Source organism: Ruoffia tabacinasalis, from assembly GCF_005864045.1.
In the GTDB taxonomy this organism is placed as follows: Bacteria; Bacillota; Bacilli; order Lactobacillales; family Aerococcaceae; genus Ruoffia; species Ruoffia tabacinasalis.
Genome location: NZ_VBSP01000010.1, coordinates 40,183 through 57,973, shown reverse-complemented (window position 1 = coordinate 57,973; position 17,791 = coordinate 40,183). Strand labels below are relative to the sequence as shown.

21 protein-coding genes and 2 pseudogenes are annotated in these 17,791 nt (G+C 34.3%); 10 read left to right on the top strand and 13 right to left on the bottom strand.

Annotated elements, in window-relative coordinates:
• Window positions 1-212 precede the first annotated feature (212 nt).
• The 4 genes from FEZ33_RS04495 to FEZ33_RS12400 all read left to right on the top strand — a co-directional run bounded on the left by FEZ33_RS04495 (window position 213) and on the right by FEZ33_RS12400 (window position 2,442).
• Window positions 213-581: a hypothetical protein gene (locus FEZ33_RS04495; protein WP_138404205.1), complete on the top strand. Its 369-nt coding sequence runs from the start codon at window positions 213-215 to the stop codon at window positions 579-581.
• Between the two features lie 88 nt (window positions 582-669).
• Window positions 670-1,458, top strand: coding sequence for a phosphotransferase family protein (locus tag FEZ33_RS04490; protein WP_138404204.1), 789 nt, complete (start codon window positions 670-672; stop codon window positions 1,456-1,458).
• A 14-nt stretch (window positions 1,459-1,472) separates the two neighbouring features.
• Window positions 1,473-2,120, top strand: a complete 648-nt coding sequence (gene trmB / locus FEZ33_RS04485; protein WP_138404203.1) for a tRNA (guanosine(46)-N7)-methyltransferase TrmB — start codon at window positions 1,473-1,475, stop codon at window positions 2,118-2,120.
• Between the two features lie 172 nt (window positions 2,121-2,292).
• Window positions 2,293-2,442 carry a hypothetical protein gene (locus FEZ33_RS12400; RefSeq protein ID WP_171031281.1) on the top strand — a complete coding sequence of 50 codons (150 nt, stop codon included), beginning with the start codon at window positions 2,293-2,295 and terminating at the stop codon, window positions 2,440-2,442.
• Window positions 2,443-2,780: 338 nt separating this feature from the next.
• Here the strand turns inward: FEZ33_RS12400 and FEZ33_RS04480 are convergent, their stop codons facing one another.
• From FEZ33_RS04480 to FEZ33_RS04465, 4 genes are all read right to left on the bottom strand, one after another.
• A complete protein-coding gene (locus FEZ33_RS04480; RefSeq protein WP_138404202.1) occupies window positions 2,781-2,972 on the bottom strand; it encodes a hypothetical protein in 192 nt (63 codons plus the stop codon).
• A gap of 25 nt (window positions 2,973-2,997) precedes the next feature.
• Window positions 2,998-4,047 (bottom strand): hypothetical protein, encoded by a 1,050-nt coding sequence (locus tag FEZ33_RS04475; RefSeq protein ID WP_138404201.1) that lies wholly within the window; start codon window positions 4,045-4,047, stop codon window positions 2,998-3,000.
• 26 nt (window positions 4,048-4,073) lie between these two features.
• A complete protein-coding gene (locus FEZ33_RS04470; protein ID WP_138404200.1) occupies window positions 4,074-4,691 on the bottom strand; it encodes a hypothetical protein in 618 nt (205 codons plus the stop codon).
• 81 nt (window positions 4,692-4,772) lie between these two features.
• On the bottom strand, window positions 4,773-6,578 hold the full coding sequence (locus tag FEZ33_RS04465) for an alkaline phosphatase (RefSeq protein WP_138404199.1): 1,806 nt from the start codon (window positions 6,576-6,578) through the stop codon (window positions 4,773-4,775).
• A gap of 244 nt (window positions 6,579-6,822) precedes the next feature.
• On the opposite strand from FEZ33_RS04465, the gene FEZ33_RS04460 reads away from it, so the two are divergent.
• The 4 genes and pseudogenes from FEZ33_RS04460 (at window position 6,823) to FEZ33_RS12705 (ending at window position 9,697) form a co-directional block, all read left to right on the top strand.
• Entirely contained in the window at window positions 6,823-7,419 is a 597-nt protein-coding gene (locus FEZ33_RS04460; RefSeq protein ID WP_138404198.1) for a rhodanese-like domain-containing protein, read from the top strand.
• Between the two features lie 62 nt (window positions 7,420-7,481).
• Window positions 7,482-7,886: a nucleoside-diphosphate kinase gene (ndk, locus tag FEZ33_RS04455; protein WP_138404197.1), complete on the top strand. Its 405-nt coding sequence runs from the start codon at window positions 7,482-7,484 to the stop codon at window positions 7,884-7,886.
• Between the two features lie 1,380 nt (window positions 7,887-9,266).
• Window positions 9,267-9,494, top strand: a pseudogene (locus FEZ33_RS04450) (tyrosine-type recombinase/integrase); the annotation flags it as partial.
• A gap of 68 nt (window positions 9,495-9,562) precedes the next feature.
• Window positions 9,563-9,697, top strand: coding sequence for an ATP-binding protein (locus FEZ33_RS12705; protein WP_235888768.1), 135 nt, complete (start codon window positions 9,563-9,565; stop codon window positions 9,695-9,697).
• A gap of 867 nt (window positions 9,698-10,564) precedes the next feature.
• On the opposite strand, the gene FEZ33_RS04445 is transcribed toward FEZ33_RS12705, so the two are convergent.
• The 6 genes from FEZ33_RS04445 to FEZ33_RS04420 all read right to left on the bottom strand — a co-directional run bounded on the left by FEZ33_RS04445 (window position 10,565) and on the right by FEZ33_RS04420 (window position 15,154).
• Entirely contained in the window at window positions 10,565-11,122 is a 558-nt protein-coding gene (locus FEZ33_RS04445) for a GNAT family N-acetyltransferase (RefSeq protein ID WP_138404196.1), read from the bottom strand.
• 378 nt (window positions 11,123-11,500) lie between these two features.
• Window positions 11,501-11,710 carry a hypothetical protein gene (locus tag FEZ33_RS04440; protein WP_138404195.1) on the bottom strand — a complete coding sequence of 70 codons (210 nt, stop codon included), beginning with the start codon at window positions 11,708-11,710 and terminating at the stop codon, window positions 11,501-11,503.
• Between the two features lie 414 nt (window positions 11,711-12,124).
• On the bottom strand, window positions 12,125-12,928 hold the full coding sequence (locus FEZ33_RS04435; protein WP_138404194.1) for an energy-coupling factor ABC transporter ATP-binding protein: 804 nt from the start codon (window positions 12,926-12,928) through the stop codon (window positions 12,125-12,127).
• The gene (locus tag FEZ33_RS04430) at window positions 12,921-13,766 is read right to left on the bottom strand and encodes an energy-coupling factor ABC transporter ATP-binding protein (protein ID WP_138404193.1); all 846 of its coding nucleotides are present in this window, start codon (window positions 13,764-13,766) and stop codon (window positions 12,921-12,923) included. Before FEZ33_RS04430 ends, FEZ33_RS04435 begins: the two co-directional genes overlap by 8 nt.
• The gene (locus FEZ33_RS04425; RefSeq protein ID WP_138404192.1) at window positions 13,763-14,530 is read right to left on the bottom strand and encodes an energy-coupling factor transporter transmembrane component T family protein; all 768 of its coding nucleotides are present in this window, start codon (window positions 14,528-14,530) and stop codon (window positions 13,763-13,765) included. The genes FEZ33_RS04430 and FEZ33_RS04425 overlap by 4 nt, the downstream gene beginning before the upstream one ends.
• A gap of 12 nt (window positions 14,531-14,542) precedes the next feature.
• Window positions 14,543-15,154, bottom strand: coding sequence for an ECF transporter S component (locus FEZ33_RS04420; RefSeq protein ID WP_138404191.1), 612 nt, complete (start codon window positions 15,152-15,154; stop codon window positions 14,543-14,545).
• Window positions 15,155-15,279: 125 nt separating this feature from the next.
• Between FEZ33_RS04420 and FEZ33_RS04415 the strand changes: the two are divergent.
• A pseudogene (locus FEZ33_RS04415) lies at window positions 15,280-15,414 on the top strand (site-specific integrase); the annotation flags it as partial.
• A gap of 70 nt (window positions 15,415-15,484) precedes the next feature.
• Window positions 15,485-16,033, top strand: a complete 549-nt coding sequence (locus tag FEZ33_RS04410) for a chloramphenicol acetyltransferase (protein WP_138404190.1) — start codon at window positions 15,485-15,487, stop codon at window positions 16,031-16,033.
• A 474-nt stretch (window positions 16,034-16,507) separates the two neighbouring features.
• On the opposite strand, the gene FEZ33_RS04405 is transcribed toward FEZ33_RS04410, so the two are convergent.
• From FEZ33_RS04405 to FEZ33_RS04395, 3 genes are read right to left on the bottom strand one after another with little or no spacing between them, the layout of a single operon-like run.
• The gene (locus tag FEZ33_RS04405; RefSeq protein ID WP_138404189.1) at window positions 16,508-16,735 is read right to left on the bottom strand and encodes a hypothetical protein; all 228 of its coding nucleotides are present in this window, start codon (window positions 16,733-16,735) and stop codon (window positions 16,508-16,510) included.
• A 60-nt stretch (window positions 16,736-16,795) separates the two neighbouring features.
• On the bottom strand, window positions 16,796-16,981 hold the full coding sequence (locus FEZ33_RS04400) for a hypothetical protein (protein ID WP_138404188.1): 186 nt from the start codon (window positions 16,979-16,981) through the stop codon (window positions 16,796-16,798).
• A 55-nt stretch (window positions 16,982-17,036) separates the two neighbouring features.
• Window positions 17,037-17,669, bottom strand: coding sequence for a replication initiation protein (locus FEZ33_RS04395; protein WP_268951500.1), 633 nt, complete (start codon window positions 17,667-17,669; stop codon window positions 17,037-17,039).
• Between the last annotated feature and the right edge of the window lie 122 nt (window positions 17,670-17,791).

Below are 17,791 nucleotides of genomic sequence, written 5' to 3'. Positions count from 1 at the left end.
GTTGTGAATTAACCATATCAGAAAGGGGTTCTTTTTGCATCACCTAACGGGTGATGAAGCAATTTACTACAAGTACTATAATCACAACATTAATTGACATTTTTAGAAAAACTATGAATTATTCAGGATAATGGTTTCCAAGGTTTTCTTTAGCCATGAAACAGACAACGTGTTAAACTAGTTTAAGAATCTAATATTAGGAGTGAAAGTACATGAGTGAAAATAAAAACAATAAAAATCTAAACTACAATTATGATAATAACGGTCTCTTAGGTGGACTACTTTTAGCAACCGGTGTCCTCATCGGAGCGGCAGCGACATTATTAATTAAAGAAAACCGTCCTAAAAAAGCAGGCCTTGTCTTAGAAACTGCAAAAAACCGCCTCGGACAAAATGGAAACGTCGTTGGCTCATGGATCGACTACGATTCAATTGAATATGATTTATTTGAAGACAAGCCCCTTGTTTACATTGGTGGCGTAACTGTTGAGAATGCTGAAGGTCGTTTACAATATCAATTCGCAAGTGATATTTATACGGGTGAACTTATCGATTATTATTTAATTAATCAAAATAACTAAAAAAAGATTGACCCAAATTCTTATCATGGTAAAATATTTGATATTGTGATTTTTTTAAGTTAGTTTTTGGGGGGAGGCAGAAAAATCTATGTATGACCAACAAGGCGATTGGGAACTTCACCCAATTGCAGGTGCATCTGGTGATGCTTATATGGGCGTAAAATCAGACGAGAAAGTATTCTTTAAACGAAATACTTCTCCATTTATCGCAGCATTATCTGCTGAAGGCATTGCCCCCAAATTAATGTGGACGCAAAGAACTTTCTCCGGTGATACATTTACCGCCCAGGAATGGAAAGATGGACGTCTATTAAAGAAAGAAGATATGGGTTCAAAAGAAGTCATTGAATTAATCCGTCAAATACATGGCTCAGATAATTTATTACTCATGCTCAAACGAATGGGCGAGCGTAATTTTTATCCTTTGGATTTTATTAATCAATATTTTGTGGATTTGTCTCCTACACTTGCTTCGAATCATTTCTTAAACGAAGTCATTCGACATATGGAAGATGCCATTGATAATGATTTTTATGATTTGCGCCGGACAGTATGCCACGGAGATTTAAATCATAATAACTTTTTGAAGAGCCATGATGACCATCTCTATCTCGTTGATTGGGAAAGTGTTAAAGTAGCTGATCCTTTAAGTGATATTACAATGATACTCGTACATTATTTTTCCCCGAGTGAATGGATGGCTTGGTTTGAGTTATATAACTACCCTATTAACAATTCTTTCTACAAACGCGTTCGTTGGTATAGTATGATGAATTGCCTTTATTTAATTAAGCAATATTATCTTGAAGGCCGTCAACACAAAACCAATGAATACATTATTTTACTTAAAACTATCTATGAAGATTTAATCAATTAAGGAGCAATTAAATTATGCGTTTACGTAACAAACCTTGGGCACAAGACAAATTAAATGAATATCCACAATACGTACCAGCTGAACCGACTGAGTACAAAGGTAAATGGCAGTCCCGCTTTGAAAAAAAGCAACCTATCCATATTGAAGTTGGATCAGGAAAAGGACAATTCATTATGAATATGGCAAAAGCCCACCCAGAAATAAATTATATCGCCGTTGAAATCCAAACAAGTGTGATTGTTACAATCTTGGAGAAACAAATTGAAGATGCCCTACCAAATGTACAAATCCTACATGGTGACGGCAGTGATTTAAGTGAATATTTCGCACCTGCTGAAATCAGCTTACTTTACTTAAACTTTAGTGATCCATGGCCAAAAACACGTCATGCTAAAAGACGTCTAACTTCACCCTTATTTTTAAAACAATATGAAACTATCCTTCCTGAAAACGGAGAAGTTCACTTTAAGACTGATAACCAAGGTCTATTTGAACACTCACTTGAGAGCATGTCTGAATACGGCATGTACTTTAAGCAAGTTTGGCTTGATTTACACAAGTCAGATTTCGAAGGCAACGTCATGACAGAATATGAAGAAAAATTCTCATCTAGAGGTAATCGCATTTATCGCCTAGAAGCTGTTTTTCGCAGTAATAAGTAAAAGCGAAAAAAGCCTAACCAAATTTTGTTTGGTTAGGTTTTTTTTAGCGATTATTTATTGTGGGGATGGAACTTAAGACAAATGGGATAGTGGTTTGGCTTAAGTTGAAGCAACTTGAGACAAATGGGATGGTGGTTTGGCTTGAGTTGGGGTAACTTGAGACGAATGAAATGTGGTTTGGCTTGAGTTGAAGCAACTTGAGACAAATGGGATGGTGGTTTGGCTTGAGTTGAGGCAACTTGAGACGAATGGGATTGTGGTTTGGCTTGAGTTGAGGTTACTTGAGACGAATGGGATAGTGGTTTGGCTTAAGTTGGAGTAACTTGAGACGAATGGGATGGTGGTTTGGCTTGAGTTGGGGTAACTTGACACGAATGAATTGTGGTTTGGCTTGAGTTGAAGCAACTTGAGACAAATGGGATGGTGGTTTGGCTTGAGTTGAGGTTACTTGAGACAAATGGGATAGTGGTTTGGCTTGAGTTGAGGTTACTTGAGACAAATGAATTGTGGTTTGGCTTGAGTTGAGGTTACTTGAGACAAATGGGATGGTGGTTTGGCTTGAGTTGAGGCTACTTGAGACGAATTGAATTGCAGTCTGTCTTTAGCCAACAAAAAAGAACCTAATCACATTTCTGATTAGGTTCTTCTCTTGCATTTTGCTTACTTACGATTTCTCGGATGATCCGGATGATGAGGGTCGCCACCATAAGTTTGTTCGCGAGACTCTTCAAGCTTTTCTTCCTCTTGCTTATCTGAGCTATCTTTATCACGGTTATGTGGATGATCTGGGTGATGCGGGTCATTATAAACTTCGCGTTTTACTTCTTTTTCAGAATCTTTTTCAAAAGCCATTTATACTTCACCTCCAGGCGATTAATTAATTTGTTACCCAATTTTCAGCAGTATATTCACCATCAATTTCTTCAACATCTTCGGCCATAAACAAGCTTTCTCCATCAAAAACATATATGACAGAGTCATTAATTAACATCGCGTATTGAGGATTCAAGTCATCATTAAGTTGAACACTTTCAGGGTCAATCAATTCAACTTCGGTATCCTGTGGAAAACTTGTGTTAGTTCTTAGATGCATGGCTAGGACAAGTTGCATAAATTCATTCTCAGATTGGTAAGCCATCTTGAAATCATTATGCTCTATTAAATCATTATCAAAACTCTCTTGAAGTAATTCATATGTGTGGCTTTCTACTAAGAATTCATCTTCATGCCCTTCTTCAACCGATGAAAACTGCGTCATAATCTGCTCTTCACTATCTAGTCCGATTAAATGATTCACATCTACAGCAACCACATCATCAGCTAAGTATAGGCCAACATTTTGGTATACACGTGCGTTCTGGTGATTCTCTCTCAAATCAAAAGCTAAATTCATGTAGGGATATAAACGGTCTGCTTCTCCGTTCTCATCTAAAAGAACGACCGGTGATAGAGTTTTACCAATTAAGCCTGTACCCAAACCACCTTCGCCCTCTCGTAAAGCGCCTGTAAGAATGACTAAATCTTGATAGATTGCTTCAGTACTTTCAACTTCACCCTCTTCATTTGCATAAAATCTAACGCCACGTTGTTCCGGGATATTCACAAAATAATAGGCTAAGTTGAACAAGCCGTCATCGCCAATCGATAGAATTAATTCTAAATCAGTATCCAAATCTTCAACTCTAGCTTGGGCAGTATAAAGACCAACGTAATCATCAGTAGCTTCTGGTGCTTTATAGACGCTATCGTCTGGATTTAGTATATTAGCTGGTATGAAATTGGCATAATTCGTTCCATGTTCATGATGATGGTCTGCTGCTAAAGTTTCAGTCGCATCATGGTCATGATCTTCTTCTGCCAAAATCATCACTGGATTCAGTGATAGCAATAAAGTAGTGGTTAAAAGTAGCGTCAAACATTTTTTCAATGGCTTCTTATCCTTTCAATTATTAATTAATTTGGCGTAATTCCAGCAAGATACTTATAAGTGATTCCATCTTGATCTTGCAACTTTCCATCAACTTCTTCAAGTACGAATAATTCTTCACCGAATAGTTGAATGTTCCACGCATCCTCTTCTTCAAACACAGTCGGACTTGCGATTGTATAATAAGCATACCCATCTTTTTCCGTATAGTAAATGCCCGGAATACGGTTATTGATTAAATTTAAAATGTCCAATTGTGACATTTCAGGTGTAATCATAGAGACAATTTCTCTATAATCTGCTTGTAAATCATATGGTAAATTATCTTCGCTTAAGTAACGTTCACGGACACTTTCAGAATAATTTGATAATTCTGGATATGGAAAAGAATGAAAGTCAGCTAACCATTGACTCTTTTCTAGCCCAGTTGCTTGGTCAGTTAAATCGTGTTGGTCTTTAATATAAATTAAAAGTTGATTTTCTTCGAATAATAAGCCCTCTATCGCATGATCTTCTGGTGCTATATAATATCCTACAAAAGGTACATCAGACAAAGTCAGTTCCTCAACTTGAGCCAGTACACTACTCTTAGGGCCAATTAAAGTGAAAAATAGTCCAATAAATAATAATAAATTTCTTTTCATAAATGTCTCCTAAAATTCAAAAGCGCAACGTTAAATAAATATCGCTGCGCTAAGAAATTGTTTAATTAAATTCCTCAGAGATTATTCAGCCGATTCTTCTTCAGTTGTTTCTTCAGCTGATTCCTCAGTTGTCTCTTCTTCAGTAGTTTCTTCAGTTGATTCTTCTGAAGTTTCTTCTGCAGACTCTTCATTTGTTTCTTCTGTTGACTCTTCTTCAGTTGCTTCGTCAGCAGAAGCTTTACCAGTTACTTCAATTGGTGCAATTGCTGTGTCGCCACCTTCGTACATACCCATTGCTGCTAATAATTTGTAAGCAATGTCGTTGTTTTCAAAGTTTCCTTCGAACATTGCAGCGCCTGATCCGATTGCATAAACTGGAACACGCTCTGGTGAGTGGTCAACCGTTGTAAATCCAAAACCAGCTTTACGAGCTACTAAACGAGTTGATGCAATAGAGATTGGTAAGTATGAGTGGTAACCTTTGATAACGTCAGCTTGACCAGCGTTACGGTCACCATATTCTAATTTAGATTGCTCAAATGCATAGCGTAATTCTTCTAAGTCTAATGCAGATACTGCCATTAAATCAGTTTCTTCTGCTTCAGCTTCGCTTGCTTCTGCTTGTGTTAATACTTCTTCAGTTGCTTCTAAATCAATGATGAAACCAAAGTTTTCTTCTAATACTGGAACAAAATCTTCGAAAGTCATTTCTGGATTTTCTTCTAATGCTTCAGCAAAGATAACATCGAATTCTTCTTGAGAAACAGCTTGGTTATCGATTAAGTGGAAGTAACTGTTGTATCCTGTTTCTGAGTTACCTACTGTAAATCCACCAGTTGGGTGGTCAGCTGTAACAACGATTAAAGTTTCTTCTGGATGCTCATAGTAGAAGTTAACTGCTTCTTGGATAGCATTTTGGAAGTCAATAACTTCGTGAACTGTAGCAGCTGCATCATTCGCATGCTCTGCCCAGTCAATCTTACCAGATTCAGTCATCATGAAGAATCCTTCTTCGTTTGAACCTAATACTTCAATCCCTTTAGAAACCATGTCTGCTAATGTTTGCTCACCTTCGTCACGGTCCATTGCGTATTTCATTGAAGAACCATCTGCTTCAGATAATACAGCTGCTGGAGCATATACTTTACCTGAATCTGCAGTAATTGCATCAAATTCTTCTTGTGTATCTGCAACAGTATAGCCATTTTCTTCCATTACATCGTATAAGTCAGGTTGACCTTCTTCACCCGTACGACCTCCTAGAGATCCTCCAGCGAAATAATCGAAGTCAGATAAAGCCATTTGTTCACCGATTTCATAATAGTTATTACGGTGCTCAACGTTTGAGTAGAATGCTGCTGGTGTTGCGTGGTTTAATGTAACAGTTGAAAGAATACCAATTGATTTACCTTCAGCTTGTGCTTTTTCAGCTACTGATTCTGTTTGTTCAGTGAAGCCAGGAGTTAAACCAATCACATTTGAATCAATCTTTACACCGTTACCGAATGAAGTTGCTGTTGCTGCTGAGTCTGGCACATAGTGGTCTGCATCCGTTGGGTTTTGTAAACCAATTACTGGAAATTGTGAGAAGTTTAAAGGTTGTGCTTGCGCTACACCATTTCCTTCATTACCATTATCTGGGCCTAAGTAATATTCTGCCGCAGATACAGGGATGTTCCCCATTCCGTCACCGATGAATAAGAATACGTATTTGGCTTGGTTTTCGTTTACTAGTGATAAATCTTCAGTTAAAGCGCGACCTTCTTCTAAAGTAACAACTGGTAGATCAGCAAATTGACCTTCTTCTTGTCTCGCAGAAACAAATGTAGGTGATGCGACTGATAATAATACAGAAGCACATAATGATACTAAAAGAGATTTCTTCATTTTTTCAAAATTCCCCTATTCCATAAATTATTTGTATTGTATTACAAGAATTATTATAGCAATGTAATGTAAATTTGATGTAAATTTGGCAGTTTTAATGTAAAGTTTACGTAAATTTTGTGTAAAGTTTTAACCCTCAAAATATTAAGCATTCATGCATTGTTTTTAAATATCAATAATCCTTTGCTTCGCTAATTTTAATACCATATACTTACTATAATTAGAATAATCGGAGGATGATTATATGCAAAAATTAAATTACAGCTCACTTAATGGACAACACATCATTGATACACGTTCGCAACATTCATTTCAAGCTGGCCATATTGTTGGGGCACTGAATCTTAATTTAGCTAACTTTAAAAAGTACGCCATCAACTATTTTCCGACTAATGAGCCCATGGTCTTTGTCACTGATGATAAAAGTTCACAACACTTAGACGATCTTCAATTATCAGCAAAAGAATTAGGCTTTACAGAGTTGTCTGGTTATATTTTGTTTGAGGAAATCCCTAATTCAGAACTCAGACAAAGTGATACAATCTCTGCTAAGGATTTCTTAGATCTTGAAGGCGATTATACTCTTCTTGATGTTAGAAATCCGTCCGAAATTACACGTATCGCACCAAAAAATAATCTTAAATCCATTCCGTTTGAAGATTTACCTACGTCTCATCAATCCCTTAATAACAGTAAACACATCTATACTTTATGCGGTTCTGGGAACCGAGGAACAGCAGCTGCTTCGTACCTTGAGACACTAGGATTTCAACCTATCATTATCGAAGGTGGTATGAAAGCTATCCAAGATGAAGACAAGTATAAGGCTACTGGTAAGTGAAAATACGATTATAGTTATTTTCAAATAAAATGAAATTAACAATACTATAGAGGAGTGAGATCATGGCGGTAGAACAGACTTACATCATGTTGAAACCTGATGCTATCCAACGACAGTTACTGGGTGAGATTATTAGTCGAATTGAAAGAAAAGGCTACCAGATCGTTCAAGCAAAGTTAATGGATCTTGATTCAGAGATAATTGCGAATCATTATGCTCATTTATTAGAACAGAATTTCTATTCTAAACTGGAAGCTTATATGTTATCCGGACCAGTATTTGCAATGATTGTTGAAGGCGAAGAAGCTATTCAAGGTATGCGGACATTGATGGGGCCGACAAATGTCTTTGCAGCAATGCCGGGAACAATTCGTGGAGACTTTGCGACTGATTTAACTTATAATACGATTCATGGCTCAGACTCACCTGAAGCTGCTGAAGTTGAAATCAAGCAGTTTTTTGGCTAGTTTGCGTGAGTTCAAATTAAGAATATACTTATCAAATAATAGGAGTATTTTATGTTTAAAATTTTAAAAGCTGGCTTGTTACTCGCGACTTCTCTCGCAATGATTAACTTACAACCCGTCTCTGCGCAAGGTTTAATGGGACGACAAGAGTTCGTTGATTATTTAAGCTCTTCACTATCATCTGGCAATGGTTGGGTAGATGGCGGACAATATATGGATGATTTTGATGATGCATTATTCAACTCTGCTATCAGTGGAACAACTTTAAGTGATGCTCAAATTCGAGATATTATTTACACTTTGGAAGATGGTTATCCAGGGTGGATTGACCATGCAACAGAGATGTCATTAACAGAATATGCCCGTGAATACTTAGCACAATATGCTAGTCCTGCTGGAGATAACGCTTCGAATGCCAGTACAGAATCCTTACCTTATCAGGATTTTATTGGGAATTATCAATCTACTGGTGCAGTTCAAAGCATTAGTTTACAAAACGTAACTATGCCTTACGATAATTATCTGGAAAGGTCAGAGGAAAGTTTAGTGTTCTTTCTTTCAAATAAAGTCACAGTTTCTGATTCTTTTAAACCTGATACTTCCCATCAACTAACTTTTAATCGTGATGGAATTGTTGATCATCAAGGAACTGATGGTCTGGGATACGCATCTTATCAATATCAAAACTACATCGGTGAGCAGTCAAATATGATAAAATTAGACACGAATCTTTATTTTTATTATAACGACGTCCAGGATTCCTATGATTTAGTGAGCTTTTACGAGACACAAAGTAATTCAATGGATGACATTACTTTTAATGTAAACCTAACTCGTTTTCAAAAGCTGTCAACTGAATCGACAAGTCAACCATCAAGTTATCAAAATGTCATTGAGCTCCACCAAGCGTTTGAAGCATTCAATTGGATTATCTCTCCCGAGGCTTTAGAAGCTTATGGTGATTTTAGATATGTTGTTGAGAATGCTAGTTTTGGAAATATTGGAGGTGAGGATACGAAATACGAAGAACTGCAAACAATGATAGATCGCTCTGATTACACGGTTTCTGAACAACTTCAACTTGATTTCCGTAATAATTACATTATTTCGTATCCTTATTACAGACCGAATGGAACAGAATCATTCATGCAAGTATCTTATCCCATTCACGATGTTTTTGCGATGGGAGCAACTTTGATTTTCTATGAAGTATCACCTGAAATGTTTAAGCCGATTGATAATGATTTTTATCAATATAATTCGGTCAGTCAATTTGTTGATTTGAATCCGAATATTATTGCGGTATCTCAATTTTGGAGCACTCCAAGTGACCGATATCAACTTGCCATTCCAACAATTAATCCATCAACGGGTGCTCAAACGGTCTATCAGATGTTTCAAAAGGTCGCTCAGCTGTTAGGAAGAGACGATATCGGCACGCACACGCTGCGTAAGACGTTTGGTTACCACTATTACAAGAAAACCAAAGATGTGGCCACACTGATGGAAATATTTGGTCATAGCAGCGAAAAAATCACGAAGCGCTATATCGGGATCAATGAAGACGAAATAAGTGAAACCTTATTAAATTTTAGATTAGGATTTTAATATAACTAAATGATAGAATATTAGTCGAATAAAATATATATTTATTGAAAAATATAAGGGGTGATAAGATGTCATTAATTTGTTTAGAAGGAGCAAGTGCAGTAGGAAAAACAACAACTGCTAATGAAATTGCTAGAATAACTAATACTTATGTAATTCCAGAAGTAAATCTTTTATTCGAGCGTCCCAAGGTCCATATTTAAATTTCTGATACCTTCTATGAATTACCTGACATTGATATAGGAGTGTTTTCCAGAAAATAGATTACTGTGAATTTCTGTCTTTGTCCCAAGATGGGACAACTTTTGGGGCAACTATTTTAAATAACTATAGTCGCATGGTGAGTTTTGTAAAAGACACAAAATGATTTGTGAAGAACTCAAATTACATAAAAAAAGCACAAGTTTAGTAGATGAAAAACTACTAAACTTGTGCTTTTGATTTATCGAGGTAAGGGCCTCAAATAATCGCCCTTAACATCTATATTATATTAAAAGTCAAGCAATTTATTGTTCTGTATCTTTAATTGCTCTAAAAAATATTTTTATCTCCTTGTTATAGAAATCATATTTATAACAGTTACTATAGATCCATGATATCTTCATTACCATTATAGTAAAGTTAATCCATATGAACAGAGAGGCACTCACAATCCTATCAATCCAACATCTAACTCTACACACTAAACATATACAGGCCTAAACAATTATAGTTTCGGTGGTAGACCGGTGGTAAGTAGATGCTTAAGTAATATAGGAAGAGAAGAATATATTCATACATTTGATTATTGCAATTAAAACCCATGAGATAAGGGGGTTCATCTGAACCCCTTCAAGTCAGTATTATAACTATATAGTAACCTGAATAATTTTTTCCTTAATAAGACTTTCTGCAACATATATAGATGACTGAATATTTTAAATCTAACTTTTGCAAGCCTTAAAAAGTATTTCGTTTTAATCCCATAAAAAAGATTTTACACGTCGAAATTTAATGATAAGATTTATTACAAAATATTCCAAATTCATTAACGATTTTTGCGGAATAGAATTGAAAAGTTGGTAATAAATTTAAAAAGAATAATAGTCGCTTTTCAATATTTCATAAGTAATGACATCACATATACCTGTATTATTAATTGCTACTTGTCTTCTTAAACCTGTATATTTAAAACCGGACTTAATTGATACAACGCCTGAACCTTCATTTTGTGGATCAATATGCGCTTCAATACGATTTGCAGATACTTGAGAAAATAAGAAATCTACAACCGTTTGAACTGCTTCAGTTGTAAAACCTTGATTCCAATAATTTCTCCCAATACAATAACCGATTTCTAAAGATTCTACATGAGGATTAAATGAAACGACGCTAATACTACCAATCGGGTTTTTATTATCTTTTAAAACAATACACCATCTATATGTTTCAAGATCTTTGTATTGAGATATCCAGAAATCTAATATAGAACGGGATTCTTGAGCATTTCTATGTGTAGGCCAAGTTAAGAATTTTGTCACCTGCTGGTCGTTTGCCCAGTTTTGAAACATCATATCAGCATCTTCTGATTTAAATTTCCTTAAAATCAGTCGATTAGATTCTAAGGTTTCTGTTCCTTTATGATTCATAATCTTCCTCCTTTGTCTTACTTTGTTGTTTTATTATTGTACCTGAATAATTCATAGTTTTTCTAAAAAGCTATGAATTATTCAGGTTAATATAAATTTTAGGAAAACTTTTATTAGTCAGGATACCGAGCTTCTTAATTAATGACTTGTGTAACATATGTTTGCAAACTCTAGACACCTGTATGAGAGACATGTAGATTATTATTGAATTTCACTGCAGATTCTTGTAAAGTAAACATTGAGAGAACTCCTTCCTATTGGTTGTTTATCGAGAATTAACCATATCAGAAAGGGGTTCTTTTTTCATTTAATTTATCACCCAATGGGTGATGAGATAGAATATTATAAAGATTATAAGTACAAGGTTAACTAACAGTTTTAGAAAAAGTATGAATTATTCAGGACTACAATGTTTGATTCATTGATATCTAATTGTCCTAAATTATGCAAAAACCAAAACAAGACATTAATTCTTTTAATTTTTGGAAAAAGAATATTTGGATGAATTTCTACTTTTTCTTCTTGGAAGTAATTAAATAATTCATCATTAGAAATTGTATCAAGCTCTAATTTTTGAGACTCTAACAAAGAATCATCAACCGTAATTCCTGTGATGTTGTTAAGCTCTTCAGAATCAGACGATTGGTTTGTTAATAGATTCGAAAGATGTTTAGTAACAACTGCTGAATGATTTTTTCCTCTTCTGATGATAGAACCTCAGGTATAAGTAAACTGTCCCACTCTAATTCAATAATATTTGATTTTGCCAATATATTTTTCCTCCATATAAGAATATTTTCTCCGCAAAGAACTTCACTCATAAAACTTTAGTCTGCTAGAAGATTCACTATACCTATCTTAACACATATTTCACAAATTAGTAAGCGTACACCCTTCATGAATAGCGTCATTATAGTATTTACACACATATTGGATAATTTTATTCACAATTAAAAACACTATCCAATGTTTTCTTATCCATTGAATAATGTTTTTTTTAGATTATCTAGATTTACTGATTGTTTGTATAAGCTCTTTATCATTTAAATAAGTACCAGAAATATCCATCGCATCCGCTATCTGAGTAGCATACGGCTGCTCTAAAAAGGCCTTTTCAAGTATTTCTTTTTCGGAGAATACATCACGTGCTGCTCCATCTAATAACACTCTTCCTTGGTTCAATACAATCATTCGCTCAAAAACTTCCGCAGCAAAGTCCATATCATGAAGAATGCATAAAATGAGCTTCTCTTTTTCTTTTTCTTCTTGGATAATTTTTTTAAGTAATTCTTTTCCTTCATAATCTTGTCCCATTGTTGGTTCATCGAATATAATAACTTCTGTATCCATAGCTAAAATGGAAGCAATTGAAATAAGTTTTCGTTCCGACAAACTCAAATCGTACGGATTAACCGTTTGAACTTCTTCTAACCCAACTCTACTTAATGCTTGAACTGCAAGTCCTTCTGCTTCTGATTGGCTATAACCGATGTTCAATGGACCAAACATAACTTCATCAATAACTGTGTTTTTGAAAATTTGATCATTAGGATTTTGAAAAACTAATCCAATATTTTTTGACAATTCAGCGACCGTTTTATTTTCTATATCCTCACCATTAAATAAAATACTGCCTTTACTCGGACGTAGTAAACCTTTTAGTAATTTTACAAAGGTTGTTTTTCCAGCACCATTTTGACCGATAATCCCTGTTGTTTTCTCTTCTAAAACCAAATTCAACTCATGTAGAATAATCTTTTCAGGTGTGTAAGAAAAGGATAAATTCTTTGTCTCTAGTTTAATCATCTAGCTTTCTCCTTTCCTCAACTAATTCGGCTATAGTAATGGGATATAAGCCTGTCTGCTTTACTGTAATATCCAATTCTTTCGCAATACGAGTGGCAGTAGGAGCTGAAACACCATGCTCATTTAAATCAGCTCTTGAAAAGACTTTCTCTGGTGTATCAAAGTCGATGAGTTTTCCATCATTAAGTAAAAGAACACGATCGGAATATTGAGCAATCTTCTCAATTTTATGCTCTGCCATGATAATTGTGATTCCCTCTTTTGTTAGTTCTTCTACGACTTGAAAAACTTCTTCAGAACCTTGAGGATCCAATTGTGAAGTTGGTTCGTCTAAAATAAGTACTTCGGGCTTCAAAGCAATTACACTAGCAATGGCTACTCTCTGCATTTGCCCGCCAGATAAGCTGAATGGATTTTTATCTTTTAACGTTTCAATATCTAAAAGTTTTAAGCTCTCTTCGATTCGCGAAATCATCTCAAATCGGTTAATCCCTTTATTTTCTAAACCAAAAGCAACTTCTTCAAACACTGTAAACTTTGATCCAGTCATTTGAGAAAATGGATTTTCAAACACCAAACCAACATCTACAATAATGTCCTCGACTTCATGTGCACGAATTTCTAATCCATTTACTATTGCTTTTCCACCATAAGCACCTCTAAAAAAATGAGGGACGAGTCCTGCTAATGCATAACACAATGTTGATTTTCCTGCTTTATTTCTGCCAACTACTCCGATAAATTCACCTTTATTTATGGTGAATGATAGATCGTTTAAAGCAAGTTTTTCTGTATCTGGATATCTATATTTTAATCCTTTAACTTCTATAATACTCATCGCCATACCCTCCAGACAATCGCTCCAATAAGTCCCACAAGAATGAATCCACGTAAAATATGCTTATAAGGATACTCTTGTTTCTCATTTAAAAAGGTTCGAGCCGATTTTGAACCGAAGCCTCTAATTTCAAGTGCAATCGCCCGTTCTCGAGTATCGTTTAAAGAGTTTAATACGACCGGAATGATGAGCGGGAAAAAAGCTTGAATACGTGTGCTTAAGTTTCCTTCTGTTTCCATTCCTCGTGAGCGCTGTGCGTCGGTAATTTTTCCCATAGTTGCTTGCATTTGTGGGATAAGCTGTAAAACAGCTAAGATTACATAACCAAATCGGGGAGAAAATCCTCTTCGTATAAGGGCTTCAACCAACTCATCTGGCCTAGTCGTCAAAATCAATACACCAAAAGAAGCAATCATATTTAAAATACGTAAAGTAAACATAGAAGCTGCAAGCATTCCTTCTTCATAAAAAATGATCCCACCTATTTCAAATAGCACCGTTTGATTTTCTGGATTAAAAAAACCTTGAACAATTACAATTGAAAAGATTAACAGTAAGCTTAAACCTAAAATAGGTACAATTCTTCGAAAAACCTTTCCTAAAAATAAAATAAAAAACGTCAATAAAGTTAAAATGAAAATTGGAACTAAACGATTCAAAATATAAGCGATGGCAATATTTACCATCGCATATATCAACTTTGTTAGTGGATCAATTGAATGAATAGGTGATTTTTTATCTACATATAATGTCATTGTATCCATCTTATACACCTCTTATAATTCTTCGATGCCTTGGCCTCCATGGAACATATTTTTAAAGTTATTTGGTAAAGCTCTAAAAATAAAGTAACTAATAATAACTGTTGCTAATTTATCTGGAACATCTACTACGATACTATTCCCAAATGAAGCTAACCACATAGGAACATTGTTATTTATTAAATACGCAAAGAAAGTATCCCCCCACACATTTCCAGTTTGACCACCCCAAAAAATAATATTTAATGGCGTAGACACTATCGCTGCTACTAACCCTACAATAAGCCCTGTAATTGTGGCTGTTCTTATTGAAGATACCCAGCCTTTATAAGCCATTATCCCTGTCACTAAGCCGATTGCTCCGCTTGTTATCGCATAAACAGTTGAGATTGGGTCCGCCGTTAACCCAAAAATAACATTATTAATAATTCCAGACAGTGCTCCAATAATTGGTCCAGCAATTATACTTGCAAGTACAGTTCCAATCGAATCTAACCAGAGTGGCAAACGTAAAAATCCAGCAAATAATTTACCTAAATAATTAATTCCAATAGCAGCCGGTATTAGTGCAATAGCTGCTGTTGAAAACTTCAAAGACCACATACTTTTCTGATTGTTATTTCTCATAATAATTCCTCCTAGGACTTTATTTAAAAACCGTTCTCAATTCTATTATACACAGTATAACTTATTTGTATAATTATTTATAGAAGAATAACTATAGATTATCTTGGTGTATTGTAAAATGAGATGCAACACTTAAAGAAGTTCAAGAACGATTAGGTCATAGGGATATCCATACTACTATGAATATCTATGCGCATGTGACTAAAGAACGAAAAAAGGAAACAGCTGATTTATTCGCAAAATACATGGAAAATGAATGATTTGAGACAACATATGGGACAACTTTAAAAAGACAAGCCTTGTATAGGTTGATACAACAGTGTTTTAGTCATGTCTGTTCACCCCTGCAAAACCGAATCAAAAACATGGTACTTAGAACGCCAGATAGAACGTAGGCAGATTGCTCAAGAAAAGCTTAAAACCTATAATAACGTTATTCTTGACGGTGACATTTTCCAGCCACTGAGTTATAACTGGTGTTTTGATTTTAATATGTATAATCAGAGTTTAAACTTTATTTCTGAGTTTTTCCGAAGTGAAATTAAGGATGGAAAAGTAAAATTTCCTGATAAATATTTTTATTTATACACTAACCATGAAAATTTAAAATACCGTAAGGAAAATGATAGCACAAGAAAAAGAAGTAATTTCGAAAGACATTTAGAAATAGTAGAGCCTCACCAACGTTATTATAAATCTTTAAACTACTTTATACCTGATTATGTTCAATTGATAGCTGCAAATAGTATTCAAGAGAATATTATATCGATAACAGATAATATTTCTCCTTCTCATGTAAATTTTGATTCAGTAGAATTACTTGATAATGTAACAAATTGGCTTGCAAATAATAATGCAAAAAACCTTATTAAATTTTAGGTTAGGTTTTTAAGTTTAGTATTAAGTCAGAAATGCGAGCAAGTATTCTCCTGCTTATCTTTTAGTGATGATAATAATCTACTATCATAAAGAGATTTTCTTTATGTTTAAGTCATAAAACTTTTATAAATTTAGTGGACTAAGCATTATTTTAATTGGATATATTAGAGTATCAGCAACTGGAAATTTCAATCAAGGTAGCTATTTTATTTTAGTTGGTTTAATGATTCAAATAATAGGATCAACAATTTATTTTTATAAAAAAACAGAAATAATATTTTTTATCTGAAGACATATAAAGTTTACATAAAACCGATTAAGCCAAGTAGCCCCGCCACCCTTATTGTGGCGTTTTTTTTCGATTGCTCACTTGTGAAGAATATGCAATTTTTTATCCAATCGCGTTAAATCAAGCTTTTAACTTTTTCAGAAAACGACTAAAAAAAACTTTTTTTTCAGAAATTTTATCTACTACTACTTTCTCTTCTTCTTTTTTTCTATTGCAAGCTGTTCTTGAGTATCAATTAAATTTTGTACTTGATCCGTTAAAATCCTATTGCTTTCAAATAAACTAGCAGCTAAAACTTCATAACGAGCAATCGTTTCTTTCTGTTCTTTTATTAAGATTCCCAAATACTCATTAGCACCGTTTTGTTCGTTTGAAACGGTATCTGTTACAGACGTTTCATTTATTTCTTCCAAAGCTTTATAAGTAGCTTTTTCTAGCGTTATACCTGCGTTTTTTTTTAGTTCAATAACACGTTACAAAAGCGTTATATCTTTTTTTGAATACATCCCAGAATTATTATTATCTCTTGTAAAGAAATTTTCTCCATTTATTTTATCAACTAAATTAGCATACTTCCTAAGGGTTTCTGGAGCCATTTTTAATTGTTTAGCAACATCTTTAGGCGTTATGTATTCTGTAACGTTCTCTAACATTTTCATAATCAAGATCACTCCAAAATGTATGATATAACGATATTTTACGTTCTTTTTATACTTAGTTCAATGCCGTTATAGATATATACATAATTTTACTGATATTTTTTTCCCAATGAGCTAGATCTTTTTCATATTGTTTAACTGTACTTTCATATGAATCAATTTTGTTTCCAAAGTCTGCCATTTTCGTTGCAAAGTCTTCGTACGTCTTCTTATCCATTAGTTTTGGTTTAGGCGGTATATAGTCGTCTTTTGCCCAATCAGGTAAAATTTCTCTTCTAATGCTTGCTTTATTCCCTTTTTTGGAAGGTTTAGGAATAATTTCTTTTTGAAATGTAAATTCTAGTGCAACAACTTTTCCACCACGTCCCTGTTTAATTTTTCTAATACTAAAATTTTTAAATATAGAAGACAATTCATTTTTTATAGGATTCAAGACTTTTCGGTCAATATCAATCAATTGATAGCTTTTCGGTATGTCTAATAAATATCTAAAATCTTCAATACTCCATTCCTTCTTACCAACAGTTCTCCATTGCTTTAATAATCGATACATTGCTTTAGAATACTTACTTTCTAAATTAGTAAATTCTTCTAATTCAAAACGTGTAAAGTTACTGGTTAATTCATTTAGAAAAAAATCAAACCTTTTATTAACAGAAACTATCATAGTTTGGTTATCTTTATTAATCGAAAAAGAAGTGAGCTTTGTCTTTTACAATAACGGCAGGCTCTTCTATCACCAATCTGTGCCCTTTAGTGAGTATAAAGACCAACTCGCTAAAGCCAATTATTTGAATTTTGTTGAATATG

Coding starts and splice junctions, on each gene's coding strand:
- FEZ33_RS04480 (WP_138404202.1), bottom strand. CDS start 2,972: ATGGCTTTTGAAAAAGATTCTGAAAAAGAAGTAAAACGCGAAGTTTAT.
- ndk (WP_138404197.1), top strand. CDS start 7,482: ATGGCGGTAGAACAGACTTACATCATGTTGAAACCTGATGCTATCCAA.
- FEZ33_RS04465 (WP_138404199.1), bottom strand. CDS start 6,578: ATGAAGAAATCTCTTTTAGTATCATTATGTGCTTCTGTATTATTATCA.
- FEZ33_RS04420 (WP_138404191.1), bottom strand. CDS start 15,154: ATGAGAAATAACAATCAGAAAAGTATGTGGTCTTTGAAGTTTTCAACA.
- FEZ33_RS04430 (WP_138404193.1), bottom strand. CDS start 13,766: ATGAGTATTATAGAAGTTAAAGGATTAAAATATAGATATCCAGATACA.
- FEZ33_RS04410 (WP_138404190.1), top strand. CDS start 15,485: ATGTCTGTTCACCCCTGCAAAACCGAATCAAAAACATGGTACTTAGAA.
- trmB (WP_138404203.1), top strand. CDS start 1,473: ATGCGTTTACGTAACAAACCTTGGGCACAAGACAAATTAAATGAATAT.
- FEZ33_RS04495 (WP_138404205.1), top strand. CDS start 213: ATGAGTGAAAATAAAAACAATAAAAATCTAAACTACAATTATGATAAT.
- FEZ33_RS04490 (WP_138404204.1), top strand. CDS start 670: ATGTATGACCAACAAGGCGATTGGGAACTTCACCCAATTGCAGGTGCA.
- FEZ33_RS04445 (WP_138404196.1), bottom strand. CDS start 11,122: ATGAATCATAAAGGAACAGAAACCTTAGAATCTAATCGACTGATTTTA.
- FEZ33_RS04400 (WP_138404188.1), bottom strand. CDS start 16,981: ATGAAAATGTTAGAGAACGTTACAGAATACATAACGCCTAAAGATGTT.
- FEZ33_RS04470 (WP_138404200.1), bottom strand. CDS start 4,691: ATGAAAAGAAATTTATTATTATTTATTGGACTATTTTTCACTTTAATT.
- FEZ33_RS04425 (WP_138404192.1), bottom strand. CDS start 14,530: ATGGATACAATGACATTATATGTAGATAAAAAATCACCTATTCATTCA.
- FEZ33_RS04460 (WP_138404198.1), top strand. CDS start 6,823: ATGCAAAAATTAAATTACAGCTCACTTAATGGACAACACATCATTGAT.
- FEZ33_RS04435 (WP_138404194.1), bottom strand. CDS start 12,928: ATGATTAAACTAGAGACAAAGAATTTATCCTTTTCTTACACACCTGAA.
- FEZ33_RS12705 (WP_235888768.1), top strand. CDS start 9,563: ATGTCATTAATTTGTTTAGAAGGAGCAAGTGCAGTAGGAAAAACAACA.